The organism is Terribacillus halophilus (genome assembly GCF_900162685.1).
GTDB classification, from domain to species: domain Bacteria; phylum Bacillota; class Bacilli; order Bacillales; family Amphibacillaceae; genus Terribacillus; species Terribacillus halophilus_A.
The window spans coordinates 279,187-289,271 of record NZ_LT727827.1; the positions used below are offsets into that span (position 1 = coordinate 279,187).

At 39.6% G+C, this 10,085-nt stretch carries 10 protein-coding genes and 1 pseudogene; 5 read left to right on the forward strand and 6 right to left on the reverse strand.

The window, feature by feature from the left end:
- Positions 1–6 precede the first annotated feature (6 nt).
- Positions 7–777, reverse strand: a complete 771-nt coding sequence (locus B1K52_RS02345; RefSeq protein ID WP_077305024.1) for an SDR family NAD(P)-dependent oxidoreductase — start codon at positions 775–777, stop codon at positions 7–9.
- Positions 778–780: 3 nt separating this feature from the next.
- Positions 781–1,461: a type 1 glutamine amidotransferase domain-containing protein gene (locus tag B1K52_RS02350; protein ID WP_077305027.1), complete on the reverse strand. Its 681-nt coding sequence runs from the start codon at positions 1,459–1,461 to the stop codon at positions 781–783.
- Positions 1,462–1,697: 236 nt separating this feature from the next.
- Here B1K52_RS02350 and B1K52_RS02355 point away from each other — a divergent pair, with 236 nt between their 5' ends.
- Positions 1,698–2,189 (forward strand): hypothetical protein, encoded by a 492-nt coding sequence (locus B1K52_RS02355; RefSeq protein ID WP_077305030.1) that lies wholly within the window; start codon positions 1,698–1,700, stop codon positions 2,187–2,189.
- A gap of 48 nt (positions 2,190–2,237) precedes the next feature.
- Here the strand turns inward: B1K52_RS02355 and B1K52_RS17820 are convergent, their stop codons facing one another.
- Entirely contained in the window at positions 2,238–2,414 is a 177-nt protein-coding gene (locus B1K52_RS17820) for a hypothetical protein (RefSeq protein ID WP_179106432.1), read from the reverse strand.
- 563 nt (positions 2,415–2,977) lie between these two features.
- On the opposite strand from B1K52_RS17820, the gene B1K52_RS02365 reads away from it, so the two are divergent.
- From B1K52_RS02365 to B1K52_RS02380, 4 genes are all read left to right on the forward strand, one after another.
- A complete protein-coding gene (locus B1K52_RS02365; RefSeq protein ID WP_077305036.1) occupies positions 2,978–3,775 on the forward strand; it encodes an AAC(3) family N-acetyltransferase in 798 nt (265 codons plus the stop codon).
- Positions 3,776–4,008: 233 nt separating this feature from the next.
- On the forward strand, positions 4,009–5,694 hold the full coding sequence (locus B1K52_RS02370; RefSeq protein ID WP_077305851.1) for a methyl-accepting chemotaxis protein: 1,686 nt from the start codon (positions 4,009–4,011) through the stop codon (positions 5,692–5,694).
- Between the two features lie 334 nt (positions 5,695–6,028).
- Positions 6,029–7,435 (forward strand): YhgE/Pip domain-containing protein, encoded by a 1,407-nt coding sequence (locus tag B1K52_RS02375; RefSeq protein ID WP_256855822.1) that lies wholly within the window; start codon positions 6,029–6,031, stop codon positions 7,433–7,435.
- A gap of 133 nt (positions 7,436–7,568) precedes the next feature.
- Positions 7,569–8,222, forward strand: coding sequence for a TetR/AcrR family transcriptional regulator (locus B1K52_RS02380; protein ID WP_077305042.1), 654 nt, complete (start codon positions 7,569–7,571; stop codon positions 8,220–8,222).
- A 74-nt stretch (positions 8,223–8,296) separates the two neighbouring features.
- Here B1K52_RS02380 and B1K52_RS02385 read toward each other — a convergent pair whose 3' ends face one another.
- The 3 genes and pseudogenes from B1K52_RS02385 to B1K52_RS18450 form a co-directional block, all read right to left on the reverse strand.
- Entirely contained in the window at positions 8,297–8,482 is a 186-nt protein-coding gene (locus B1K52_RS02385; RefSeq protein ID WP_077305045.1) for a hypothetical protein, read from the reverse strand.
- 12 nt (positions 8,483–8,494) lie between these two features.
- A complete protein-coding gene (locus B1K52_RS02390; RefSeq protein WP_077305048.1) occupies positions 8,495–9,691 on the reverse strand; it encodes a class I SAM-dependent rRNA methyltransferase in 1,197 nt (398 codons plus the stop codon).
- A 180-nt stretch (positions 9,692–9,871) separates the two neighbouring features.
- A pseudogene (locus B1K52_RS18450) lies at positions 9,872–9,982 on the reverse strand (LPXTG cell wall anchor domain-containing protein); the annotation flags it as partial.
- Between the last annotated feature and the right edge of the window lie 103 nt (positions 9,983–10,085).

Consider the following 10,085-nt stretch of genomic DNA (forward strand, 5'->3'; position numbering starts at 1 on the left):
TATGCATTAAAATGCATACGTTGTTACGCCGCCATCGATAAAGAGGTTTTGTCCAGTAATGTAACTAGAGCTGTCAGAACTGAACATGATGACAGGTGCAACTAGCTCTTCTAATTTTCCAAGTCGCTGCATTGGCGTTCGGTTCTCTAATGTACTGCGGAATTCTTCGTTTTCTAATGATGCTGCATTTAATGCTGTTTTAAAGAACCAAGGACTAATCGCATTTACCGTAATCCCTTTTGTTGCCCATTCGTTTGCCATTTGCCTCGTTAGCTGCACAACGCCTGCTTTACTTGGTCCATAGGGCGTGCCTGACGATAGCGTTAAAGCAGATGCAACAGACGCGACATTAATGATTCGTCCGAAGTTTTGTTTTACCATGTATTTACCGGCTGCTTTAGACATTAAGAATACCGATTTAAAGTTCACATCCATAACCATATCCCAGTTGTCTTCTGATAGATCCAAGGTTGTCTCCCGAACGCTAGTACCAGCATTATTTATTAAGATATCAAGATGACCAAAGTGCTCATACACTTTTTTTACCGTGTTTTGCACCGACTCACTGTCCGTAACATCGCACACTAATGCTAACGTACTGCGGCCAGTAGTAGCCGCTATTTTATCAGCAGCTTCGGTCACTTCTTTTTCCGTACGTGCCACTAATGCCACATCTGCGCCAGCATTAGCCAATCCTTCTGCAAGCGTACGACCTATCCCTCTCCCTGCTCCTGTTACAATAGCCGCTTTGCCAGTTAAATCAAACATTCCTGTCATACTTTAGTTCGCCTCTTTCAGTGCTTTTACTAACTCTTCTCCCATTAGTTTAGACGAAAATGGATCACGGCTTGTAACAATCTGCTTGTCAGCCCAAACAGCATGAGCTGGTTTATCCAAATCTCCTTTTTCATAATCAGCGACCTTCGTCATTTCCTGCTCCAAGCTGAATGGCAGAATATCCAATAAGCCCTCTGGTTCTATTTCATCTGGATACCCTGTCACTTCTTTGCCTGCTATAATACTGGATCCATCCGGCCGTATCGTCCAAATCAGTGGTGCCGGTCCATGACACTCGGCCGCGACAATTCCGCCATTGTCATAGATAGTATTGATAATCCGGTGCAAATCTTCATTCTTAGCTAGATCATACATCGCGCCATGACCGCCTACTATTAAAACAACATCGTATTCCTTCGGGTCTGCATCTGCTAGCTTTTGCGTCTCATCCGCTCGTCCAGTTTCATACAATGCCTTAAACGTTTCCTCTGGATCATACTCTGGTAAGAAGCTTGTCTGATCAACCACAGGTTTTCCGCCTAATGGAGAAGCCAGATCCACCTGATGTCCCGCTTCTTCCAAAGCATGAAGAGGTGCAAACAGTTCCTCCCCCCACCAGCCTGTTTCGTAATTATTTGCTTCGTCTTTATATCCGCTTGATAAAACTGCTAAGATTTTCGCCATTTCATATTCCTCCTTATTTCTGATGATGGGCTTTACCCGATTTCCCATAGAAAATGACTATATAGGCCATACTTTTTTAGAAAAACCTTTTTTATTGTTTGATATAGTTAGGCAGCTAATACATGAAATTCTCTCTGCAACATATTAAGTTTTCCTCCATTCAAGACATTTCACTGCACCCCGAACGCAAAGTCACAAACCCACATATCCTACAAGGAACACAGGGGGTATGTTTTATGACCAACTTTTATTCCTTCCAGGGAACTGTTACGACAATTCGTGACTTTCCTCAGAATGGCGAGGGCTGCTATAAGTTTATAACATTAGAAAACAATGCCGGCGCAGTTGTCAATTTCATCGCATCTCCTTCTACTTACTTTGTGGACCATAGTATGCTAGCTGTCGGCGATGTCGTAACTGGCTACTATAATGGCGATGCACCGGCAATTCTTATCTACCCACCCCAATACGTAGCGCTTGTTATGGTGAAAGAAAACAGAAATCAGAATGTGAAGGTAAGTTATTTTAATGAGCAGCTTGTAAGTAATGACGGGCAGCTGCAACTGAACCTTTCCCCGTATACGCCTTTGCTGCTTACAAACGGGCAAGCGTTTACGAGTAACCTAGCCAATAGGGACCTTATCGTGGTGTATGGACCTGCGACAAAGAGTATCCCAGCTCAGACTGTACCTTACAAAATAATCGTTTTGTGTTTGCAGCAGCATTAGAATTAAAAAAGGCGCACCGTAATGGTGTGCCTTTAAACAATGTATCTATTAATTGGAATTGGATTCTTCTTCTTCCTCTGTACCTTCATCTGTTTCACCTGCATCATCTTGATCTTCTTGCTCTTCGATTTGTTCATCATCAGCTGGTTCTTCATCGTCATTACCGCAAGCCGCCAACGCTAACACTGATACTAATCCCACAGCCAGCATCCATTTTTTAAGCAAAGAAAACCTCTCCTTTTTGATAAACAAAATAAGATACGTAAGTAAGATACCAAACTGTTGTTAAGGAGTGGTCAAGCTATCGTAAATAAGTGTTAAGCTTAGCGATAATCGGCTGTTATATTTAATAGAAACTTTTTGCATAAATTAAAGGAGATTTTCTTATGCAGTGAAATCAACATTCTTCTTCCTGCTGCACCTTGTTTGCTCTTCTCCTTAAATGAATAATAATAAAACCAATTCCCATCACCAGCGCTAATAGCGGCCACCACAAAATATTGCCGGTATATGCACTGTGACTTCCGCCCGCGTCAGAAACGATTTCATGCGGAGAAATGAGAGATAAGACTTGAATAACAAAGAACATCACAAATGAAGCTAAAGCGATAAAACACCTGATAATAAGTACATCTTCGCCATCCCCTGCCTATAGGTAGTTATATTTCTATCTTAGCTTTCATTTGCAGTATTTGGTAGATAATTCTAATGCTTGCAACCAAATAGAACTCTCCATATGTTAAAATATTCTAAAATAAGAAATAAAATAATAGTTTAGGAGCTTAGCCATGTCTGAACAAGATACCATTCAAAACACCAGCACTCCGCAAACGCGCAGTTCCATAGCAAACGATCTGCGAAATCTAGGTTTAACAGAAGGAATGACCGTCTTAGTCCACAGCTCTATGAGCACATTGGGTTGGGTTTGCGGCGGTCCAGTAGCTGTCATACAAGCACTGCAAGATGTCTTAACACCGAGCGGGACACTAATTATGCCTGCTCATAGCGCCAACGTATCGGACCCTGCAGAGTGGGGAAACCCGCCAGTGCCAGAAGCATGGTGGGAAACAATCCGAGAAGAAATGCCAGCATTTGACCCTCAAATAACGCCTGCCTTCTTTATGGGAAAAATTGTTGATACGTTTCTAACCTTCCCAGATGTGAAGCGTAGCTATCATCCTGTTTCCTCCTTCGCAGCCTGGGGGAAGCATCAAGACCAAATCATAGGCACTCATTCTTTAGATAATAGCCTTGGCGAAGACTCTCCCTTGGCCCGCATCTATGACTTACATGGACACGTTCTGCTGCTCGGAATCGGTTATGACAACAATACCTCCATGCATCTTGGGGAGTATAGAGCTGGACATATGCCAGTTATTACGAAGAGCAGTCCCGTATTTGAAAATGGGAAGAAGGTTTGGAGGACATTTTCTGATTTAGAGTTTGATGAAGAACGCTTTCCCGCTATCGGAGAAGCATTCGAGAAAGAACATCATGTAAGCCTTGGTAAGATTGGAGATGCAGAGGCGAGACTGATGTCTCAGCCAGCTATTGTTGATTATACAGCTAGTTATCTTCAAGGATAGATGTTTCTTAATATAGTTTTTTACTTAAACGAAGCGCGGGTGACCAAGTGATAATGGTCACCCGCTTTTTTCTTCCTTCATTGCCTAAAAGATAAAATAGCATGCTTCACTTTAAAAAGGTTTGAAGATGCCGATATAAAGAAGTGCATGTTATTACAAATTCTGGAGCTTGCATAACTTAATATAAGCAAAATGCTTCAGATAGATACTTTTAGGAAGAAAGGAATGGCATGGTGAAAATTAAAACAAAACTCTTAGGGATTATCTCCATATTGATATTTTCATTAGTGTTAATTGGAGGTTCCTCTCTTTATATCAATTCTTCTATGGTCGAGAAGAATGAAATCTTGAAGGATAAAATGGAATTTCAGAATCAAATCAAGCATGTACAATACCGATTAGCCGGCTTGTCCAATGATGAGAGAGGTTTTATCGTCACTGGTGATAGTCAATTTGCTGATGGAATGCAAGAAAAAAGTGACGACATCTTTTCTACTTTGGACCAATTAGAAACACTAATCCACAATCAAGCGTATAGACAAAATGTAGATGATATCCGAGCGAATTTCACAGCTTTCTGGGGCATGAATCAGGAAGTTATTTCTCAATATACTTCCAATTCAGAGGAAGCTGAAGCACTTCACTTCGGCGAGGAAAGAACCTTACGGAAGGAAGTATTAGATCCATCCGTCAATGACTTAGTCGATCAGTTGAATGAGGATGTAACAGACCTTAAAAATGATATTCATAGCTACGGATCGGTTAGTAAGTGGTTCATCACAGCTGTGACAATCATTTCAATTGTACTAGGAATTGTTTTAAGTCTGCTCCTGCTAAGATCAATCTTAGTACCGCTTAGAAGCTTGAATCAACAGCTTGAAGAGATAGCTCAGGGAGATGCTGACCTCACGCAAACTGTAGAAGTCAAAAGTAAAGACGAATTTGGCCAGCTTGCTGCTTCGTTTAATGCATTTGTTGACTCTCTTGCAAGTATTGTAAAGCAAATAAGCAGCTCATCTCAGCAAGTGGCAGCTTCTTCAGAAGAATTATCAGCAAGTGCCGAGCAGTCCAGAGCAACTTCTGATCAAATTTCGCACTCTATGAAGGAAATTGCTGCAACGAGTACAAACCAAAGTACGATGACCGAGAAAAGCAATGCATCAATCACGGAAATATTAGCGAGTCTCTCCAGTGTGGCGGAAAATACCAATAGCATTGCGGAAAGTTCATCTCTTATGAAAGACAAAGCAGAGATAGGTGCCGCGTCGATACATACAACATCGGAACAAATGACTATAATTGACCAGTCCGTTCGAGAAGCTGGCAATGGATTAGCATCATTAATGAAAGGTACAACGGAGATAAGTCACATCTCCTCCTTTATCACAGATATCTCGGAACAAACGAACCTCCTTGCATTAAATGCTGCCATAGAAGCCGCACGAGCAGGAGAACATGGAAAAGGCTTCGCCGTTGTAGCAGAAGAAGTTCGCAAGCTTGCTGATGAAACAAATACATCAGCCGGCCATATTAAGCAACTCGTTTCCACAATCGAAGCAGACTCAAAAGATACCGAACATAATATCAATAACGTACAGCAAAACGTAGCTTCAGGAATGAATCTAACGCTTGAAACTAAACAGCAATTTGACGAAATAGTAAGCTACGTAGAACAAGTAACCTCTCAAATTCAAGAAGTTGCAGCTGCCACACAACAACTAACGGCAGGCGTTGACGTTATTCAGCATACGATTTCAACTCTAGACACAGGAACGAAGGAAACAGCAAACAGATCCGGCGCAGCCGCAGTAGCAACAGCGGAACAGTTAGGGTCAATGGAGGAAATTTCAAGTGCTGCTGTTTCACTTTCGCATTTGGCGGAAGAATTGCAGATGGTGGTTGGTCGGTTTAAGTATTAGAAAAACAATTTCATGTTAATCAAAAGAGTAGGTCCCAAAAGATATATGTGGGACCTACTCTTATTCTATTAGCTGTATTCATTCGTTATTATCGACCTTTCTTGATTCGTCCCCGTTTCCATACACATCTGAACTACACTTCACCAAATTTCAGTTTTTGCAAATCAAAATACTTCATATTTTCCCCTCATTAAAAGTGAGTAATCACTTTACTTCTTATAAGGGTGTCCCTTATACTGACTTTGGAACATACAAAGATTTACATGTGCTTCGCAAGGAAAGCCCTCTTTCCATCCAATTAAATTAAAATATTTTTTCTTAAGGAGGATTAATGATGAACAATGAATGGAAATCTCTAATTAAAAGCAGGAAAACTCTAGTCGGTCTGATTGTAGTACTTTTTATTCCGGTTCTGTATTGCGGTACATTTCTTTGGGCATTTTGGGATCCATATGATGCAACTGATGAAATTCGTGTTGCTGTTGTCAATCAAGATGAGGCCGTGGATTATAATGGTACTTCCATTAATTTCGGTGAAAGAATTGTTGAACAACTAGAGAATAACGAAAGTTTTGGTTGGGAGTTTGTTTCTAAAGAAGAAGCCATGGAAGGTTTAGAAGATCAAGCGTATTTTATGATGGTGGAAATTCCAAAGGATTTCTCCGAGAATTCTACTACAGCTTTGCGTTCCAATCCTGCACAGCCAACGCTCCACTATACACCACATGAAAGTCGTAATTTCTTGGTCACAATGATTGAGAAAAGCGGAATAGAAAATCTTCAGCAAAACGTATCTAACACATTAACTTCTACTTACCTTCAAACACTAGCAGAAACAATGAAGCAAACTAGTGAAGGATTGTTAACAGCAGGTGAATCAACAACCAATTTAGCAGAGTCTGTGTCAGTAATGAAAAATAATGTTGATAACGTCATACAAAGTCATCCTAACCTAACGGCATACCAAAAAAATCAATCCATCTCATCTTTTAACTCACTCAATGAAGGAGCAAACAATCTAGCCACCCGCTTAACAGATGGGACGAAACAGCTTCAAGACGTAAACCTCACCCAGGAAAATATAGACATGATCGCCAATCCAGTAAAAATTAATACTGATAAATTTACAAGTGTCCCTAACTATGGGCATGGATTTGCGCCGTTTACATTGTCGCTCGGTCTTTTTATCGGCGCAATGCTTATTTCGATTGTCTTTCCTGTTCGCGATACTGCCTTCACGCCTTCTTCTCCGTTTAGCTGGTTTATAAGTAAATTCAGTATTATTGGATTAGCAGCTATTATTCAGGCATTAATTGCATGTGTTTTTCTATTAGGAATTCTTGATTTGCAGGTTGGCAATACAGGCTACTTTCTTCTGTTTACGTTGTTTACTAGTTTAGCTTTTATTACCCTAATCCAACTGATTGTATCCGTTTTAGGAGAAAAGGGACGTTTCTTAATTATTCTGTTGTTAATATTACAAATTACGAGCAGTGGCGGAACGTTTCCGGTTGAGATGATACCTACTATCTTGCAAGAAGTAAGCACGTATCTTCCTATGACCTACTCTGTATCGGGATTCAGAACGCTTGTATCAAACAGTAACCATGAGCTCATGTGGCAAAATATTGGATTTTTAACTATCTTTGCTGTCATTTCCATTATAGGAACACTATGCTATTTAACAGTCAAACACCGAAAGATAGATAAAGAAGCACGTATAAATGAGAATCCTATGTAGACTTAAACTTACGTGATGATGCAGTTGTAGAATGTACTATGATAAAATTAGTAAGTCTAGTTTCCATGCATGACACTTGCGTATTGCATGGATTTCTTTTTTAAAAATACTCCATGAGTTGGGTGAATAGGTAATGGAACAAAAACTAGTTGATAAAATTAAAATGATAAATGAAGAACAACTTAAAATGACAAAAAAGCAAAGCAGAATAATTGAAGTCGCTATCGAAGAATTTGCTCAAAACGGTTTTGCTTCCACATCTACAAGTCAAATTGCAACAAAAGCTGGTGTAGCTGAAGGAACCATTTTTAAGCATTACAAAAATAAAAAGAACTTATTGCTCTCCATTGTTACACCTACCATGACAAAATTGGTAGCACCCTTTGTTATGAATGGGTTTGATATCGTTTTTGATCAAGAGTATAACTCTTTTGGTGATTTTCTTAGAGATATCTTAAAAAATCGGTTCGAGTTTATGAAGGATAACTTATCGATACTGAAAATTTTTATGCAGGAGATTTCTTTTCATCCTGAACTTCAGGAAAGTTACAAAGAATATATCGCGCAGCCGCTATTCAAACGCTTAGAAGATACTATCACTCATTTTCAAGAGAAAGGCGAGATCAAAGAGTTGCCTGTACCTACTGTCATTCGATTCACAGCTTCTACTATCATGGGTCTCTTGTTCAGCAGGCATATTGTCTCTACCGATGCAAGCTGGGACGAGAATAGTGAAATTGAAATGACTGTTAATCTTATTGTGAATGGGCTTTCGCCCGGATCATAATAAGATTCTCTCTCTGTTTATACGGAAAAAGCGTCAAACCCTAGGTGCTGACGCTTTTCCTGCTTCCTGTATAATCACGGACGCTCTAGTGCCTTATAATCCTCCATATACTTACCGCTATTCGCTACAAAAGAATGATACAGTGCTTTAACAGCAAAATCTTTTTCTAAGTCCATTTCAGCTTTGAGCCTTTTTAATTCTTGACGTAATTCGCTGTTTTGGTCAATTAATTTCGTCATGATTGTTTTATTGTATTTCATGTAGACACATCCTTACTTCATTACTTTTATAAATACGACTTTTAAATAGTTAAATTCGGGGTAATTGTTTGGTACGGTAAAATCTTCTGGCAGCTGGTGTTCTTCTAAGATTTTGTAGCGTGTATTCGTTTCGGTAAATGCTTTATCAATAAATGTTTTAAACTTCTTCATGTTGAAGCTTGCGTTATTTGTCGATGCAATAATTACACCATCATCACTTGTTATCTTCAAAGTGTCTTGAAGCAGCTTCGGATAGTCCTTGGCTGTGCTAAATGTTATTTTCTTTGTCCGTGCAAAGCTTGGCGGATCCAATACGACAACATCAAACTTCAAATCATGTCGAGCCGCATATCGGAAGTAATCAAATACATCCATCACTTTAATATCCTGCGCTTCATAATCAATTTCATTTACGGCAAATTGCTCGATTGTTTTTGGCAGGCTTCGTTTTGCTACGTCCACGCTTGTTGTCTTCACAGCACCACCAAGAGCAGCTGCTACGGAAAACGCACCTGTATAAGAAAAGGTATTCAGGACCGTTTTTCCATCTGAATATTGGTCACGTAATGCCTTCCGCACATTACGCTGATCTAAGAAGATGCCTGTCATGGCTCCATCATTTAAATCAACCGCATATTTCATCCCGTTTTCAAAGACGATTAAAGGAAACTCTCCCTTTTCACCAGACACGTAATCATCTTGTTCCACGTATTGGCCATTCGTATTAAATCGTAATTTCTCGTACAACCCACGAACGCTTACCACTTCGTTCAACGCTTGATAGATAGCTTCCCGAAACGAATGAATGCCTTCACTGTACCAATTCACTACGTAAAAGCCGTCATAGTAATCAATGATTAAACCGCCGATACCGTCACCTTCCCCATTAAATACACGGAAAGCAGTCGTATCCTTCGTTTCGTATAAATTCTTCCGTCTAGCAACAGCAGCACTAAGTTTCTTAACAAAAAACGTCGTATCAATTTTTTCCTGTTCTTTACGCGTTAAAACCCAGCCTATCCCTTTATTTTGCAACCCATAATATGCTGTTGCAAGATATCTGCCGCTGGAGTCAACTAAGCGTAAAATACTTCCTTCATCCATTGTGACTCCTGAGGTTTCAACCGCTTCCTTAGCGAGTAACGGATAGCCATTTGTTATATTTTTAACCGACTTCGGTTTTACTTTTACTTCTACTAACTGTCTCATACTGTCACCCTTACTTTTCTGGTTTATATTAATTATGCCATTGTTTAATAAAATTAGCGAAATTCCTGTTAAAACAAACACGACTCAACCTATCAAGAAAGGAAAAAGGCTTCTCAAAAGTCTAATTGACTGATGAAAAGCCTTTTGGCTCTGTTAATTATCTATTGATTTACTTACCAATTATGCTTTTCTTCTTCTAATAAAGAAGAAAATCGTTCCACTTACAAGAAGAATCAATCCAGCTAACAAGTACTGATAGGTATTAGTGGCGGTGTTTGGGAGGTTTTTTTCGTCTCCTGCTTCCGATTGTTGCTGTGTTTTTTATGTGGATAAGAGACAGTAAACAATGTATCTATTTATTTGAATTGGGTTTTTTTTTTTTCTCTTTACCTTC